This window comes from Methylophilus sp. TWE2, assembly GCF_001183865.1.
GTDB lineage: Bacteria > Pseudomonadota > Gammaproteobacteria > Burkholderiales > Methylophilaceae > Methylophilus.
The window spans coordinates 466,644-482,691 of the sequence record NZ_CP012020.1 but is presented as its reverse complement, the minus strand read 5'-3'; the positions used below and the strand labels follow the sequence as shown (position 1 = coordinate 482,691).

The following is a 16,048-nucleotide window of genomic DNA, read 5'->3' as shown; positions in this document are numbered from 1 at the left end:
GACAAAGCCTTCGAGGTTTAACTCTCCGGCTTGGGTCACCGCATTTTTTCTACCTAACTTTTTTTTTGCTCACGCTCTACGCCTCTTGCTCCCTTTCCCGATGTATATGGAGTGACAGACTCTCTCTTGGATCCCTCAGCTAAAAATTGAAAAATAATTTGCTGGGTTGCTCTCTTGAGGAGCTGGCTGTTTGCCTTGTCTTTATTGATAAGATATTTCTCGATGATTTCATTGCGGGATTGTGAGTCTAAAAACAAGAAATAGTCATGAGATGTGGGAGCCAGTTCTTGTATGACTGAAAACCGAAAGTCCCTGATTTTCACTGAATAACAAGGAAACTTTTTATACTTTTTGTTTAATGCTTCATCCGAGGCTATAACGTCTGGCCTTGCTTTAATACTGTCCTGGCATCGCATTACTTTGGTTTCAAGCTCTGCCTCTATATGAGCAATTTTAAGCTTGAAGGGTGCAGTGAAGAATTTTCGTTTTTTAGTCGACTCTCTGGGAGCCACTTCAATCACCGTTACTGAATCTGATATCAGATGTGAAGTCAGAACTCTGACAGGATGTTGGATTAGCAGACTTCTATTGTCGACAGGAGACAACACCATATTTGGTAGTAAATTCATAAAGCTTTCTCCAGGTTACTACGCAAGGAGGCTCTCATAGATATTCCCCCGGGTATGGGAGCTTTGGAGTGCAGGATGGATTTTGATAAATCCACATCAATGACTTGATTCCAAATCAGGTTATTTTGAATTAGTGCAGCTACATTTTCTGAACATTTAAAGTCACTCTTAAGAACGTCATTGGTAAAACCTAAGTGTTCTTTTTGTAGATGATGACCATGTTTATCAAGAAAGGAATTTTTAATTTGGTGGGCATAATGACTTTGAGGAATGACTGCACAGGAAACAATGGCATCGAGATTAATCATTAGCATGGTAGGGAAAGCTCCGTAATCTCCTACAAGGTATGCACTACCAATTTCTTGGCAATACCGTCGCTCAATTTCAAGCTTTTCCAGAACCCGGGAGTGGTCATATGCATTTTCGGGATCTAGTTGTACGGAAGGTTTTGCGGAGACCATGACGTTTGCTTTCGTTTTATCTTCCACCCAGGGAAGGTGCATACAAAAGTCCATAGTCCAAACATAGGGGATATTTGTCCCGACAAAACAGCCGTGATCTATTCCAGCCTCTTTGCAAAGCTCAATGGTTCCTGCAGATGGTCGGAGATATCGTTCGATTTCAGGTTCACGACCGGCTTCTGGATGAGGATGATGCCAAGGCCAGATGGGTAATTGCTCTCGAAAGTGACAGCCAGCCCAAGAGAAGATTAAAGCGAGTTTGTATTCGGCTTTGCTTAGGAAATGAAAAGCACGATGAAATGGGGGGATTTTTTTGAATACTTGCGAAGATACTTTAGAAGGATTCGAGCGTTTAATCTTGATCCACGCTTGATAGTGTTCTCCGAAGCCGCTACCTTCACCAGCATCAATTTTCCTGTTTAGAAAATCCCATGTAACTCTAGGTTGCCTGGCCATTACCTACCTCCATGAACAGGAGGTATGACTGGATATTGCATATCTATCCTTTCATTACCAATAATTAAGGAAAAAAAACCCCTTGACTCTTAGTTTTGATAGGCGCAATATGCTCTCGTCGATGTGAGCAAATTCCTGTTGGCGCAGGAACCTTACAAAACTGAAGAGCCGAAATTTATTTCGGCTTTTTCTTTTTTTATCTGGCTGTCAGCTGCTAGCATCTCCTTCAGAAGTATTCGCTTCCATTGAGGTTTCCTTCATTCTGATTTGAAGGGCACTATTCAGACTTTTCTCCTTGATCCCAAGCGCCATTGCAATATTGTGTGACTCGCCGCGCAAACATTTGGCTTCACCGCGGAGCACGCGGTAAACCAAAGCTGTCTTGAATCCCCAACTCCTAGACCATTCAGCGATTGAAATGCCTTCAGCCTGAAAATGTGATTTTGCTTGGTCGAAAGAAATCATTATGTGGATAAATTAAACATGTTTAATAATGTTCCTAAATTTGCCATAGTTTTAAGTGATGTGCAATAATTATTATTAATATTCTAGAAGGTAATTCAATGTCAGATAATGAAACGCTCCTAAGCTTGCCGGACCGTTTGAAGTTTGAGCGGAGGCGTATGGGGTTGTTGCAAGGTGAATTTGCAAAACTGGGAGGCGTTTCGATTACGTCTCAATCTTTTTATGAGACAGGGAAAAATTGGCCAACAATGGAGTACTTGGAAAATCTTAGAAAGAACGGGGTCGATGTTTGTTTTCTTGCATCTGGACAGAGATCTATCAGTAACAAAGTTGATTGGTTAATTCTGAAAAATGCTTACATGATGGTTCAACACTCTTTCGTTGAAAGAGTGGATGTCGAATACACTCCTGAACAATTATTCGAAGCATTTAAAACAGTTGCTGAGGCAGCGTTAGGAATCACACGGCCCGATTTGACCGATGACAAGGTAGAAATGAAAGGTGCGATCAGTGAAAATGAGCGTGCAGGATGAAAATCTGACGGAGTTTAAGAGGCTTATTCGGGAGGCTGCAAAAAATGCTCAAAGTAAAGGTGAGCTTGGATTGCACCTGATTTCCTCTATATCCTCAGAATATGATGACTATCTTGCGCGTAAAGACATAAATAAAAAAACCAAACCATCAAGTCTATTTAATCTGGTCAAATGCGTAGCCTTATTCCCAGTCAGAATTTGGACTATCCTCAAAACAGGTCCAATCAATACAGATCCATCGATTAGTAACTTTATAAAAAGTTTGCTTAATGAAAAAGTGGTCAGGCATTCTCAAGTGAGAGTTATCAATACGTATAAAATGTTGCTTGTTTCTGATGGCGCCATGAGAATGGTAGAGCCCACAAACAAGGACCGTCGCTATGCCACGCTCCAAATGATTTTACTGACTATGCTTCTCCCATTCGCTGTTGCGCTAGTATGGAATGTATTTGCGGATATGAGAGTCCTAGCATTTGGATATTTAACAGGGACAGTGTTCGGTTTTATGTTCCGAGATGCCTATTATAGATTTTGGGGTCGAAGAAAAATCTTTCAATTTATAACAGCTCGCCATCCCTGGCTAAAACCAAGCTATTACTAAATTTAGTTATCTTAATGGGCCGACTGGTATCAATTGATCTGAGAAAGTGCACATGCAGCTTGAGTCTACATCATCAATTGCTAATGAGATTTACAACTTAGCGATTGAAACTTTCGATTCCCATGCTCAAGCTGACATTTGGTTCAATACGTTTCATCAATTGTTAAATGACACTCCTCTAGGTTATGCAAAAACAGACGCCGGAGTCCTTGAAGTAAAAAAGATTCTGCAGGCAATTAAAGATGGTAGCGTCGTTTAAAACTCTTATCCATCCGTTTCAAATTTATCTCATTCAAACCTATTATTTACAGAGTATATTTGCCTCTGGCTTTACTCATCAGTTCGTTCAGAGCCCGGGTGATGTCTTTTGATGAAGTTTGCCCAACCTGGAAGATGATTCAGAATAAGCGTACCAAAAATCAGGCAGGCGGTTAGGCAGGCGAGCAGATACATACCGAAGGCACTTGCCATACCAACAGCAGCAGTTGCCCACAATGTCGCAGCTGTGGTCAACCCTTGAACGCGCCCTCGCACTTGTAGGATTACTCCCGCCCCGATGAAACCCATGCCTGAAACGACTTGCGCAGCGATTCGGGTATCTACACCAGGTATGTGGTTGGAGACGATGCTGAAGGCGCAGGAGCCTACTGCAACTGCCATGTAAGTTCGAACGCCGGCATCTCGATTATGGCTTTCTCGTTCCCATCCGATGAGACCACCAAGTACGGCAGCTAACAAAATACGGAAGGTCAGCAATAGTTCGGTATTCCAATCCATTATCTGCCCACCCACTGGAGTGGACAGCAATTTCGCTTGCCTTGATTGTTGACGTTGTCGTGAGCGTATTCTGAATACATCAAGCGTCTCGATTCGTGTAAATGGTTAAGCAGGGCTACATCAACATTTCAATGGTTAGCAGCAAAATGAATCCAAAGAAAAACATCGCTGTCTGGAAACTGGTTTCCGGCACTTCATGAGCTTCAACAAGCAATTCTTCCGTGACCAGATACAGTAGCGCAGCAAGGCCAAACGCCAAGATGGCATCCACAACAGTGTCACTCGCAAAAACCAGCAAGGTGCTGCCGGCTAGTGCTCCGATGAGTAAAATCAAAGCGAAGCCAATTGTTACCATGAGTATATGTTTGCGACTACTTCCAGCTTGGGCTAATGCTACAGCTCCTGACAATCCAAGAAATAGGACTTCAAGAGTAAGTGCAATGGTTAGCAGCAAGCCTTCCTTTTGCCCGGCAGCAAACCCTAGTCCCACTAACAAACCATCTAAAGCCACATCAATGCCAAGAACGGCGACCAGGCTTGTAGGTACAGTCGCGGTACTGATTGTGTTTTGCCCCGTCTTCTCGGCAAAGTGCTTAACCGTCAGCATGACCATCACCCCTAAGGTGAATCCAATTAGGGTGATCCAGGGAAGTTTTCGGTGCACTAGGTCCGGGAGGAGTTCTGTTGCCAGAGCGCAAAAAAGCAAACCAGCAGCAAAGTGCTGTATAGCACTGACAGTCCCAGGTTTCAACGGCCGCCATAGCGCAATGAACCCTCCAAAGATTACGGCCAAAGCAGGATAAAAAGCAAATGTGAGAATGCTCAACGCAGCCTGCATGAAAGGTTATCTCCTGTCTAAATGGGTAATACAGCCATGATCATAGACTTCATGGTAGAGTTTTAAAATAAGATGCTAACCACTAATTTAAAAAGTCTGATATCGAGTAAAGTGAGGTTACATTGAGCAAAGATAAAATCAGGCCTGACGAGAACAGCATTACTCCGTCCACGTTACTATTGAATCAGATGCTGAAAAATAATCCTCCTGCAAATGGCATGCTTAATAGTCAGCAAATTGAACTATTACGGAAAAGCAAACAGGAAATTTCACAGAGCGTTCGAAAAAAATTAGCTGAAATAAAAGCCAATACTAAACCGACAGATATATAAAATATCCAGAATATTTTTAGTTTGGAATAACTTCCATATCGCTGTGGCATTTGGGAGTTATCAGGATTCCTTTCCCGAGGTATAAAACTGATAACTCCCTTCCTCCACCGCCTGTTCAGCCAGTCAGGGAGCTGGCACGTGCCGGCGAGGCAACTAAATCGACGGTCGGTTAACCTTCTCCTTTTATTGCGGTCATCATTTCTTTAAGCTTATCTGTCATTAACGTGACGCCAGCTTCGTAGCGAACACTGTTATCTACAAACTCGTTTCTCTCCAAATCCATGTCTACAGTATTACCATCTACAGAGCCTTGTACTAAAGAGCGAAATAGAACATCTCCAGAATGACCTTTCACTTGATCTGGATCTCCACTCAGGTGCTCGCTGCTAGTTTGTTTAAGAATACCTGCTCTTGGATCTGCTGATGCAGTTCCGTTAGTTTCTGCCTGTTGCATAGCTGATTGCATGGCTGACTTGAAATCAATATCTTTCGCCTTGTATTGCGGTGTATCTGCATTCGCAATGTTAGAAGCTAGTAACTCTTGTCGCTGACTGCGAATACGCAGCGCATTTTGAAGAACATTCAGTTCGGCATCCAATTTTTTCAACATAGTTTTTCTCCCGAAATTACATCCTAAAAATTAGCTTGAAATACCCTTATCAACTACAGCTGTAACAGCATCATGATCCAGTGAATTATGTAAATGTCTTGCAGCCTCCATATATGGCTTACACATGTTGCTGTTGAAGTCATAAGCGACCATCAGCGAACAGAAAACATCATCGTGGCTTAATGCAAGATTTTTATGCTGCCTTAAGTGGCTTTCTGGAAAAGCAGACGAATTGCCAGTCCATACAATGAGAGGTATTTTGGTTTGCTCTTTAGGCGCAATCACCACCGGGGCTGCATGAAGATACATTCCATACTCGCCTAGTGACTCACCGTGATCGGCGATATACATCATTCCCACATCGTAGTTTTCTTCGTATGGCTTAAGAAACTTAATCACTTCGGATAGGAAGTAATCTGTATAGAGAATCGCATTGTCATAAGCATTGTCGATCTCTTGCTTAGTACAATCTTTAAGTTCTTTCGACTTACACACGGGGCTAAACTTCTCAAATGCCTTTGGGTAACGTCGGAAATATTCAGGACCGTGATTACCCATCTGATGCAATACGATCAGAATGTCTTTGCCATTTTTTGATTGGATGTGCTTATCCAAGCCATCTAACATACCTACGTCACGGCACTCTGGATCACATATTGGATTGAGGTTTGTTGATTGAAAATTTTGATATTTAACTCGAAGTGCAACACCTTTCGAGTCTGAGTTATTGTCGCGCCATAAAACATCAATGCCGTTTCTGGCCAGCACATCAATCACATTCTCCTGCTTCAAAGCCGTCTCTTTGTTATAACCACGTTGCCCTAGGGAAGAGAACATGCATGGTACGGATACCATGGTGGAGGTACCGCAAGCACTGACATTACTAAAGCTGACAACGTTTGCAGCTTCCAGATTAGGAGTGGTGGCGCGTCGGTACCCGTTTAACGCAAACCTGTCATACCGTGCTGTTTCACCTACAACAACGATGACAAGCTTACGTTTGTTGTTGTTTGGAGTGTTTCTGTAGGCGTCAGTGGCAATCGTTTTTAAAGGGACATTCCGTGCTTCAAAAACTTTGGCTTCTTGATTTACATATTTATAAGCAGAATAAATCGAGAATGTTGGATTCGCATAAAACCTTACGATTTTGTGCTCTCTGATAAATGACGCATACCCAGCAGTGAATGGTGCAACCACTATGATCGCAGTTAGAGCCAGGCTGGAAATAGCTTTAATGCGACTCTTGAATTCCTGAGAAAACTCCATCTGCTTTGGAAAGTTTTTAATCACAAGAAATGCCGGGATCAGACCCAAAAAGATCAATCTGGCCACCAATTCAAATGTGATTAAACCTTGCAACTCTCTCTGATCGGTTTGAGCAACGTTATCCATCATGGTGTGGTCGATCACTACACCAAAGCTATCCATGAAATATGCGTTCAGAGAAGAAACAATCAGCAGAACAGCTAAAACCCACTTTGCAGATTTACCAATGCAAAGTATTTGAATGACGATTGTTAGCGTGACGAAAAAGAAAACGAATAATGATGCCAGGAACGGAAGATTATTAAGGCTGAGTGGATACGTCTTCAACAGGTTTTGGCAAAGCGAAATGTTGCCAGTCACCATAATGAACAAGGATGCCATCATGATCCAGGCATTTTGAGTCTTTGGAACAGGCAAGTATTTCGAAATCTTTGATTTTAAGTTTTCTAAAAACATGGGCTCATTTTTCTGATGGCAATCATCAGAAATCAGCAAACCGTATGCCAATTCTTATCACATTGATTATTAATGGAAATATTCAGTCAGGCACGTAAATTCCTGCAAGTTTTGCAGGATCGTAATTTTTTATTATGCAAAGTTTGCAGAAGCTGAGAGTCAAAACTTGGTTTTTTTAAGAATGATTCCGAAGATGGATTCTGTACGTTTCGATACATGGAAATTATTGACTAATCAATGAGTTATTGCTAAATTAAAAAAGCATGTTTCAACTAATCCGAAAATTCATGGCATTTCTTGCGCTGGTCTCAGTTCTGAGCTCATCGGCGTGGGCTTTCTCGCCTGAAGTTTTGTTTGATGATGTTGTTTCGTCTCAAGCAGTCATGCAGGATGTTCACCTGATTAACAAATCCCAAGTGAATAGCAATTCTGATATCATAAATGTACCAATCTCAGAACAATTTTGTGATCATGCTTGCCATATCTCTGCTCACATCACAGCCATTGAGACGAGTGGAATTAGTCACATTCTTCCTGATTTAGATTCATCTACCTACAACATTGAATCTAAAGATCAGTTCACCAATCCAGTCCTTAAAAGTCTCTACAGACCTCCTGCGCTTGTTTGATTAAATTTTTAAGATGCTGAGTGATTTCAGCATCTTGGTTATTGATCCAACGAGAGAGGTCTTACCGTGTATGATTCATCGTCTATAAGATGGCTGTTTGTATTAATAGCTTTCTTAATCAGTTCAGTTACCAATGCTGAGCCATTAACGCTGGAGGCAGCCTGGACTATTGCTGCCCAGAACAACCCGGACTTAAAGCGCTTAATCGCCAATCAGAGTATTCCTGCTGGCGAGTTCCAAGATGCTTCTGGCCCGCTCTATTACAACCCGACACTGAACTTGGAAGGTAGAACCCGCCGTATTGCTCAAACCGGCGCATCTGACCCTTACAGAGGTGAATATGGTATCGGTATCTCCCAGACCTTCGAAATTGCCGGGCAGCAACGGTTTCGTAGACAAGCTGCAGAAGAAAGTAAAACTGCAATTTCCCAAGATATTGCTGAAGAATATCGCGCTCTGCATGCGCAATTAGAAGAGCAGTTCATCAATGTACTTGCTGTCCAAAAGCGTATTGAAGTTGAACAGCGCATTCTAAAACTCATCGAGCAAAATACGCAGTTGTCTCGCAAGAGAGTAAGCGCCGGTGAGGATAGTTTGCTTGATGGGAATTTGGCCATCGTAGATGCGGAGCGTGCGCGTAACCAATTGATCTCCCTCAATGAACAATTGTTGCGTGCAAGAACTCAACTGGCAGCCACCATGCAGCTTAAGGCAAATGAATTTCCAGAAGTGGCTGGGGAGTTAACTCCAGCCCAAACGCAATACACTCTACAAGAATTATTCAACAAGCTTGATACCCGCCCAGGAATTCAATCTCTCACAAGTAAAGAAGCCTCTGCCAGATCGCGTTTAGAGCTGCAAAAAAGTATGCGTTACCCAGACCTAACTGTGTCTCTAATCAATACGACGGAGGCCAGTCTCGCTGGCAGTGACAATATTTCATCCATCGGCGTATCTATGCCGCTGCCGATTTTCCGTCGCAATGCGACTGGCATAGGTCGAGCAACAGCAGAGCTCACTCAATCAGAAATCAACCTGACTTCTGAGACACGTAATGCCAAAGCAGTCATTGAAGCCGCCTGGTTGCGTAGAGAGAACATCAAGGATCGAGTCAGACGCTTGAACAGTGAAGTTTATCCCAAGCTAGAGGAAAACCTGACGCTTTCCAAAAAGGCATTCGAAAACGGTGAAATTGGATTGCCGCAATTACTGATTGTGCAACGACAAGTGGTGGATGCTCAACGCGACATCATTGAAACACAAAAAGATCTTCGCCTTGTACAGATTGAGTTGGAATATGTTTCAGGCTGGCTGTCCCCATTAGCTTCAGCTACACAAGAATAGGAAACAAAAATGTTAACTTTCCTCAGAAAATTATATCTATTTGCACTGGTTTTCTCCGCAATTATCTTTTTCATGCTCCTAAGTGGATGCAGCTCAAAAGATGTTCCAGATTCAGAAACCAAGGCCATCTCTTCAGTTCCTGAGGAGAGTGAAGCTAATGAAGATGTGATTAAATTAAGTAATACTGAAGTCCAGCAAAGCCAATTAACAGTTACTCCTGCATCCAAGAGTGCCGTTCAAGACCAGTTAACGTTTACAGCTAACATTCAGGCTAACCAAAATAAACTTGCCCATGTAACTCCTAGAATTGAAGGCAAGCTTTCCAAGGTGATTGCCAATCTTGGAGACCGAGTTAAAACAGGTCAGATATTAGCTGAGATCGATAGTATTCAAATGGGTGAAGCGAGAGCCCAATACAGAAGCTCTAAAACAGACTTGGCGCTGGCTCAGGCCAACTTTGATCGAATTTCAAAACTGTATGAAGACAAGGTTGTTCCTCAGAAACAATTGATCGAGTCACAATCTGCACTAGAGAGAGCTAAATCAGCCCTGTATGCAGACTCAGAGAGATTGCGAATGTATGGCGGTTTGACAGAACAAAATGGTTCAACCTATTTACTCAAAGCGCCATTCGACGGCATTGTGATTGAGAAAAATGTAGTGATCGGTGAGTTAGCTAGTCCTGCAAACACGATTTTCACTATTGCAGACATGTCTTCAGTTTGGATTGATGCAGATGTTCCAGAACGAGACTTGCAATCCCTAGCTGTTGGTAAATCAGCCAGTGTCACAGTCACAGCTTATCCAGATGAGGTTTTCCAGGGTAAGGTCAGTTATTTATCAAGCGTGGTTGATAAGACTACTCGCACAGTAAAAGCCCGGATCGAGCTTCCCAATCCTAACCTCAAGCTACGCATTGATATGTTTGCAAAAGTACTGTTCAGCCATGCCGGGACCAAGGATGTATTTGTTGTTCCAAACTCCGCAGTGGTAATGGTACAAGGCATTCCAAATGTGTATATCAATGAGAAAGGCGGCTTCACTCCAAGGGCAGTTGAATTAGGCTCCAGATATAACGAGGTAGTTGAGATTAAATCTGGCCTCAAAGAAGGTGAACTCGTTGTTCAGACTGGTGTATATGCGCTAAAAGCCAGACAGCTCAAATCTCAAATCAGCGATGAGCACTAGGAGAACAGCATGCTAAATTGGATATTAGATGCTGCGCTAAAATATAAACTTCTGGTCATTCTGGCGTTTATAGTTGCTGCATTTTTTGGAGTCAAAGCATGGCAGGAAGTGCCTTTGGATGCTTTCCCAGATGTAACCCCTGTTCAGGTAAACGTGTATACGGAATCCCCTGGGCTAGCTTCAGAGGATGTTGAAAAACTGATTACGTTTCCCGTTGAAAGCTCTTTAGCCGGTCTCAAAGGTATTGAGGAAATCAGGTCAGTTTCACTGTTTGGATTGTCATATGTCAGCGTGTATTTCAATGACACTACGGACATTCAACAAGCACGCTTTTTGGTGGGTGAAAAACTGGCGGATGCTCGGTCAAGAATGCCAGCGGGTTATGGAGAGCCAACCCTTGGTCCGAACACCTCTGGTTTAGGCCAGGTTCTCTGGTACACGCTCAATTCCGATAAACAATCTACCACTGACCTACGAACCTTGCATGACTGGAGCGTAAGAATGGTAATGCGTACAGTCTCAGGGGTTGATGACATTACATCCTGGGGTGGTAACGAGAAACAATTTCAGGTTCAAATTGACCCTCAGAAGTTGTTTAAGTACGGCCTGACATTCTCTGGAGTGATTGAAAGACTAACCTCGAATAACCATCAAGTTGGAGGCCAGTACATCAATATTGGCCAAGAACAATTCCTGGTTCGCGGCTTGGGTCTGGTTAAGAACAGTCGAGACATTGAACGTATAGTTGTTTCTGAAAAACAAGGCACTCCGGTCTATGTAGAAAACATCGCCAAAGTCATTGAAGGTGCAGGTCCGAGATTCGGTGCAGTCACTCAGGATGGTAAAGAAGTAGTGATGGGCATGGTGCTTGCCAGAATTGGTGAAAATGCTCAGCAAGTGGTAGATGCCGCTAAAAAGAAACTAGAGCTGGTGAAGGCTACGTTACCAAAGGGCGTCACTCTTGAAACGGTTTATGACCGCACAGCCATTATCGACAAAGCGATTAAAATGGCCGATCGTGCAATGGTTGAAGGTGCATTGCTAGTAATCGTTGTGCTCTTCATGCTGTTGGGTGAGGTGCGCTCTGCTCTGGTGGTAGTTGTTGCGATTCCAATGGGGCGTTTGATTGCATTCATATTCATGGAGAAATACGGGATATCGGCAAACCTGATGTCCTTAGGTGGTTTAATCATTGGGCTTGGTATGACAATCGATGGTCCATTGGTGCTTGTAGAAAACTGTTTCCGTCGATTAGCCCACTATGCTGGTCAAAATGTGGATAGAACGAAGATTGTGCTGGATGCTTCCCGTGAAGTTATCAACCCAATTACGTTTGGCGTTCTCATCATTACAGTGGTATTTCTACCTATCTTTTCTTTGACAGGCTTGGAAGGAAAGTTATTTAAGCCACTAGCAATCAACATGACATTCGCCATGATTGGTTCGATGATCCTGACGTTGACACTCATCCCTGTACTTTGTTCTTTGGCTCTGAAACCAAAAGAAGAAAGAGATCCTTGGCTGATTCGCCTTTTGAAACCTCGCTATGTTTCCCTTCTAAAATGGTGTCTTGCGAATAAGAAAATTGTCGTTGGCGCGACAGGTATTGCCTTTGTTGCAGCATTGGCGATGTTCCCATTCTTGGGTAAAGAATTTATGCCTAACCTTCAGGAACAAGACATTCTTTTTAGAGTTACCGGGATTCCATCTACTTCTTTGGAGCAATCCATTTCAGTTTCTGATCGCGTAGCTAAAAGCCTGAAGAAAACACCTGAAGTTAAGAGCAGCATTGCCATGATTGGTCGACCTGAAAAAGGCGAAACCGCAGATGTTAATTCCATGGAGGTATTAGTTCATCTAAATCCAGCAGATACCTGGCCCAAGAAAATCACTTATGGTGACCTGGCAGCGAAACTTCAAGAACAGGCTGAAGAGGATGTGCCTGAAGCGGTCATCTCTGCTTCTCAGCCAATTCAGTCCCGGGTAGAGGAGTTGATTTCTGGGGTCAGGGCTACTTTATCCGCAAAAGTCTACGGCGAAGACCTTGCAACCATTGACCGTATTGCCAATCAGGTAAAAGGAGTTGTTGCTAAAGTTAATGGCGTAGCGGATCTTGCGCTGGAAGCAAACGTAGGTAAGCCTCAACTGATTATTAATGTCGATAGAGAGGCGATTGCTCGTTATGGCATCAATGCAGATGATGTGCTTCAAGTGGTTCAGTCTGGCATTGGCGGTAAACCAGTATCGACTCTGATTGATGGCGTTAAACGCTTTGCCATCCAAGTCTGGCTCCAGCCTGAATATCGAAGTGACATTAGAACCATCAACGATATTCCAATCTCAACCGCTCAAGGTGCTTTGATTCCGCTCTCTCAGGTTGCAAGTGTCAATATCGAAGAAGGTTATTCATTTGTTAGACGTGAGCAATTGCAGCGTTATGCGGTTATTCAAATGGATGTCCAAGGTCGCGATATTGATGGCTTCGTTAAAGAGGCCCAAGCAGCCATTGATCAGAAAGTGAAGTTGCCTAGTGGTTATTGGATTGAATGGGGTGGTGCATTTGAAAACCAGCAACGTGCTATGACCAAACTGGCGATCATCGTGCCTCTTACCATCGGGTTAATTTTCGTCCTTCTGTATACAGCCTTCCATTCATTCAGATACGCAGGGCTGATCATCGCCAACGTACCGTTTGCTGCGATTGGGGGCATCTTTTCACTGGCTATAGCAGGGCAGTATCTCTCAGTTCCTGCTGCAATTGGATTTATTGCCGTGTTCGGCGTAGCAATGTTGAACGGTATTGTCCTTGTCGAATTCATCAATAGCCTGCGAGAAGAAGGCAAAACAATTGATGAAGCGGTATTAGAAGGCACAACCCTTCGTTTGAGGCCGGTTATGATGACGGCAATGGTTGAAATTTTCGGCCTCATCCCATTCCTGCTTGCAACAGGTGTCGGCTCTGAAATCCTCCGACCACTTGCAGTGGTGGTGATTGGTGGCTTACTCACTGCTACCGTGTTGACACTAGTTTTCTTACCCGTTGCCTATGACTGGATGGAAACCAGAAGGGAAGCAAACGAAAAAGGGATGTCTCGCAAAGCTAGTTAATTACCAAACTGGGTCAGGTGGGGCTACTGCCTGACCATTTAGTTAAGTATTCATTAGGAGCAATGTCGTGAATGATTCAAAAGATACCCAAAATGATGGTAAGGACTGCTTAAACTGTTGTAGTAAAACACCTGAAGAAGTGACTTCTGTATCCAGTGAAGATGTGGTGCATGAAGCTCAGGCTACCATCTCGAATATTAGAGATTTAGCTACATTACGAATTGAAGAAATGGATTGCGCTGCGGAAGAGGCAGAAATCAGGCGTGCATTGGGTAAGATTGAAACAATACGCAGTCTGAGATTTAACCTTGGAAAACGAGAGCTAGGAATAGATGCGGATTCGAACAGCGTGATCCAAGCTGTAGAGGCCATTCGAAAAGCAGGTTTCACTCCTGAATTAATTGATCCCGAGGCAGACTCTCCAAACCTAATTGAGCCTGAAAAAGGATTTTGGGCGACATGGGGGAAATTGCTAGGTGCATTAGTTCTTGCGGTCTTGGCAGAGGCACTCGATTTCGCGTTTCCAGACTTTCAGGAAATTAATAACTTAAGTATGGCCTTAGCAGGCATTGCAATTGTACTGGCTGGTTTGGAAGTTTACGTGAAAGGTTTCAAAGCGCTGACGCAAGGACGATTGAATATCAATGCGCTAATGACTGTAGCAGTAACTGGTGCGTTCCTCATCGGTCAGTGGCCAGAAGCTGCCATGGTTATGGCACTCTATGCAATCGCAGAAGCTATTGAGGCTAAGGCCGTTGATCGCGCCCGCAATGCAATTAAAAGCCTGATGGCACTTACCCCAGAGAATGCTGAGGTTCAGCAGCCTGATGGTTCCTGGAAGCGTGAACTTGTAGAAGATATCCAGATAGATGCGAAAGTACGGGTCAAGCCCGGCGAGCGAATTCCTCTTGACGGGATTGTTATAGCTGGTCAAAGCGCAGTTGATCAGTCACCTGTAACGGGCGAAAGCTTGCCAATCGATAAATCCCCGGCAGATGAAGTTTATGCTGGGACCATTAACCAGGCAGCAGAACTGGAAATGAGAGTCACAGCACTATCAACTAACAGCACCATTTCCAGGATTATCGAGGCTGTAGAACAAGCTCAAGGCTCAAGAGCACCTACTCAACGATTTGTAGATAGGTTTGCGGCAGTTTATACGCCAGCCGTTTTCGTGTTGGCACTAGCAGTAGCGCTTCTAATGCCCTGGCTGATGGGTTGGACTTGGTTGCAATCCATTTACAAGGCTCTGGTACTGTTAGTGATAGCCTGCCCATGTGCTTTAGTCATATCCACACCCGTTACGGTAGTCAGTGGTTTAGCTGCAGCAGCGAAGCGTGGCATTCTGATCAAGGGTGGCGTATACCTTGAAGAAGCTCGCAAGATCAAAGCTGTGGCATTAGATAAAACTGGAACAATCACTGAAGGCAAGCCTAAGTTGGTTGCATCCGTGATGTTAGATGGCGAAGAAAATAAGACCGAAATCGAGGGTATTGCTGTTAGTTTGGCATATAGGTCTGACCACCCTGTTTCCAAAGCAATCTCTGAAAAATCATCTGGTAAATTGAAAGATGTCTCTGATTTCAAAGCAGTCGCCGGCAGAGGTGTTCAAGGAGCTATTAAAGGTAAAACTTACTATCTAGCCAATCATAGGTGGATTAAAGAACTCAATTTAAGCACGGATGACCTAGAAATTCGACTTGGTTCATATTTGAATGCTGGTCGGACAGTTTCTTTACTTGCTAATGATGAAAAGGTACTGGCAATTTTCGCTGTCGCAGACACTATCAAACCATTCTCTACCATAGCGATAGAGGAACTAAAGAAATTAGGCGTGGCCCCGGTAATGTTGACCGGAGACAATGAGGCAACAGCAAAAACAGTAGGCATGCAGGCTGGTGTTACTGAGATTAAAGGAAATTTGTTGCCCGAAGATAAACTTAAGGAAATCGAAGCGCTTCAGCAAAAATATGGCACCACAGCTATGACCGGTGATGGTATTAATGATGCTCCAGCATTAGCAAGAGCAGACATTGGTTTTGCAATGGGTGCAGCTGGAACACACACAGCCATGGAAGCAGCTGATGTTCTTGTGATGAATGATGACCTACGTCGGCTGCCAGAAACCATTCGCCTGTCTCAACAAACCCATACGATTCTGTGGCAAAACATTGCTATTGCACTTGGTATCAAGTTTATTTTTTTAATACTGGCACTATTCGCGGATGCATCCATGTGGATGGCTGTATTTGCAGACATGGGCGCTAGTTTGATCGTAGTGATGAATGGCTTAAGACTAATGAGTTATGAAGCCGCGAATAGGCCATGAAACCACTAGTTAAAGCCCCTGCATTG

Annotated in this window: 15 protein-coding genes; 8 read left to right on the top strand and 7 right to left on the bottom strand. The window is 43.6% G+C overall.

What is annotated here, in order from left to right; translation table 11 throughout:
• Positions 1–53: 53 nt before the first annotated feature.
• The 3 genes from ACJ67_RS02230 to ACJ67_RS02220 all read right to left on the bottom strand — a co-directional run bounded on the left by ACJ67_RS02230 (position 54) and on the right by ACJ67_RS02220 (position 2,011).
• Positions 54–629: a hypothetical protein gene (locus ACJ67_RS02230; RefSeq protein WP_049637710.1), complete on the bottom strand. Its 576-nt coding sequence runs from the start codon at positions 627–629 to the stop codon at positions 54–56.
• A complete protein-coding gene (locus ACJ67_RS02225) occupies positions 626–1,546 on the bottom strand; it encodes a TnsA endonuclease N-terminal domain-containing protein (RefSeq protein WP_049637709.1) in 921 nt (306 codons plus the stop codon). Before ACJ67_RS02225 ends, ACJ67_RS02230 begins: the two co-directional genes overlap by 4 nt.
• A 207-nt stretch (positions 1,547–1,753) precedes the next feature.
• Positions 1,754–2,011 (bottom strand): DNA-binding protein, encoded by a 258-nt coding sequence (locus ACJ67_RS02220; RefSeq protein WP_049637708.1) that lies wholly within the window; start codon positions 2,009–2,011, stop codon positions 1,754–1,756.
• 98 nt (positions 2,012–2,109) lie between these two features.
• Here ACJ67_RS02220 and ACJ67_RS02215 point away from each other — a divergent pair, with 98 nt between their 5' ends.
• From ACJ67_RS02215 to ACJ67_RS02205, 3 genes are read left to right on the top strand one after another with little or no spacing between them, the layout of a single operon-like run.
• Positions 2,110–2,544, top strand: a complete 435-nt coding sequence (locus ACJ67_RS02215) for a helix-turn-helix transcriptional regulator (protein ID WP_049637707.1) — start codon at positions 2,110–2,112, stop codon at positions 2,542–2,544.
• Positions 2,522–3,145 carry a hypothetical protein gene (locus ACJ67_RS02210; RefSeq protein ID WP_156171630.1) on the top strand — a complete coding sequence of 208 codons (624 nt, stop codon included), beginning with the start codon at positions 2,522–2,524 and terminating at the stop codon, positions 3,143–3,145. Before ACJ67_RS02215 ends, ACJ67_RS02210 begins: the two co-directional genes overlap by 23 nt.
• Before the next feature lie 52 nt (positions 3,146–3,197).
• Positions 3,198–3,404, top strand: coding sequence for an antitoxin Xre/MbcA/ParS toxin-binding domain-containing protein (locus tag ACJ67_RS02205; RefSeq protein ID WP_049637705.1), 207 nt, complete (start codon positions 3,198–3,200; stop codon positions 3,402–3,404).
• 71 nt (positions 3,405–3,475) lie between these two features.
• Here the strand turns inward: ACJ67_RS02205 and ACJ67_RS02200 are convergent, their stop codons facing one another.
• The 4 genes from ACJ67_RS02200 to ACJ67_RS02185 all read right to left on the bottom strand — a co-directional run bounded on the left by ACJ67_RS02200 (position 3,476) and on the right by ACJ67_RS02185 (position 7,424).
• On the bottom strand, positions 3,476–3,922 hold the full coding sequence (locus tag ACJ67_RS02200) for an MgtC/SapB family protein (RefSeq protein WP_197080649.1): 447 nt from the start codon (positions 3,920–3,922) through the stop codon (positions 3,476–3,478).
• 115 nt (positions 3,923–4,037) lie between these two features.
• Positions 4,038–4,760 carry a ZIP family metal transporter gene (locus ACJ67_RS02195; protein ID WP_049637704.1) on the bottom strand — a complete coding sequence of 241 codons (723 nt, stop codon included), beginning with the start codon at positions 4,758–4,760 and terminating at the stop codon, positions 4,038–4,040.
• A 501-nt stretch (positions 4,761–5,261) separates the two neighbouring features.
• Complete coding sequence (flgB, locus tag ACJ67_RS02190; protein ID WP_049637703.1) at positions 5,262–5,702, bottom strand: flagellar basal body rod protein FlgB; 441 nt, start codon at positions 5,700–5,702, stop codon at positions 5,262–5,264.
• 30 nt (positions 5,703–5,732) lie between these two features.
• Positions 5,733–7,424, bottom strand: coding sequence for a phosphoethanolamine transferase (locus ACJ67_RS02185; RefSeq protein WP_049639726.1), 1,692 nt, complete (start codon positions 7,422–7,424; stop codon positions 5,733–5,735).
• 287 nt (positions 7,425–7,711) lie between these two features.
• On the opposite strand from ACJ67_RS02185, the gene ACJ67_RS02180 reads away from it, so the two are divergent.
• The 5 genes from ACJ67_RS02180 to ACJ67_RS02160 all read left to right on the top strand — a co-directional run bounded on the left by ACJ67_RS02180 (position 7,712) and on the right by ACJ67_RS02160 (position 16,022).
• Complete coding sequence (locus ACJ67_RS02180) at positions 7,712–8,053, top strand: hypothetical protein (RefSeq protein ID WP_231587229.1); 342 nt, start codon at positions 7,712–7,714, stop codon at positions 8,051–8,053.
• 66 nt (positions 8,054–8,119) lie between these two features.
• On the top strand, positions 8,120–9,397 hold the full coding sequence (locus ACJ67_RS02175; RefSeq protein ID WP_231587228.1) for a TolC family protein: 1,278 nt from the start codon (positions 8,120–8,122) through the stop codon (positions 9,395–9,397).
• A 9-nt stretch (positions 9,398–9,406) separates the two neighbouring features.
• Positions 9,407–10,585, top strand: coding sequence for an efflux RND transporter periplasmic adaptor subunit (locus ACJ67_RS02170; protein WP_049637701.1), 1,179 nt, complete (start codon positions 9,407–9,409; stop codon positions 10,583–10,585).
• 9 nt (positions 10,586–10,594) lie between these two features.
• Positions 10,595–13,693, top strand: coding sequence for an efflux RND transporter permease subunit (locus ACJ67_RS02165; RefSeq protein WP_049637700.1), 3,099 nt, complete (start codon positions 10,595–10,597; stop codon positions 13,691–13,693).
• A 67-nt stretch (positions 13,694–13,760) separates the two neighbouring features.
• A complete protein-coding gene (locus ACJ67_RS02160) occupies positions 13,761–16,022 on the top strand; it encodes a cation-translocating P-type ATPase (protein WP_231587227.1) in 2,262 nt (753 codons plus the stop codon).
• The last annotated feature ends 26 nt before the right edge of the window (positions 16,023–16,048 follow it).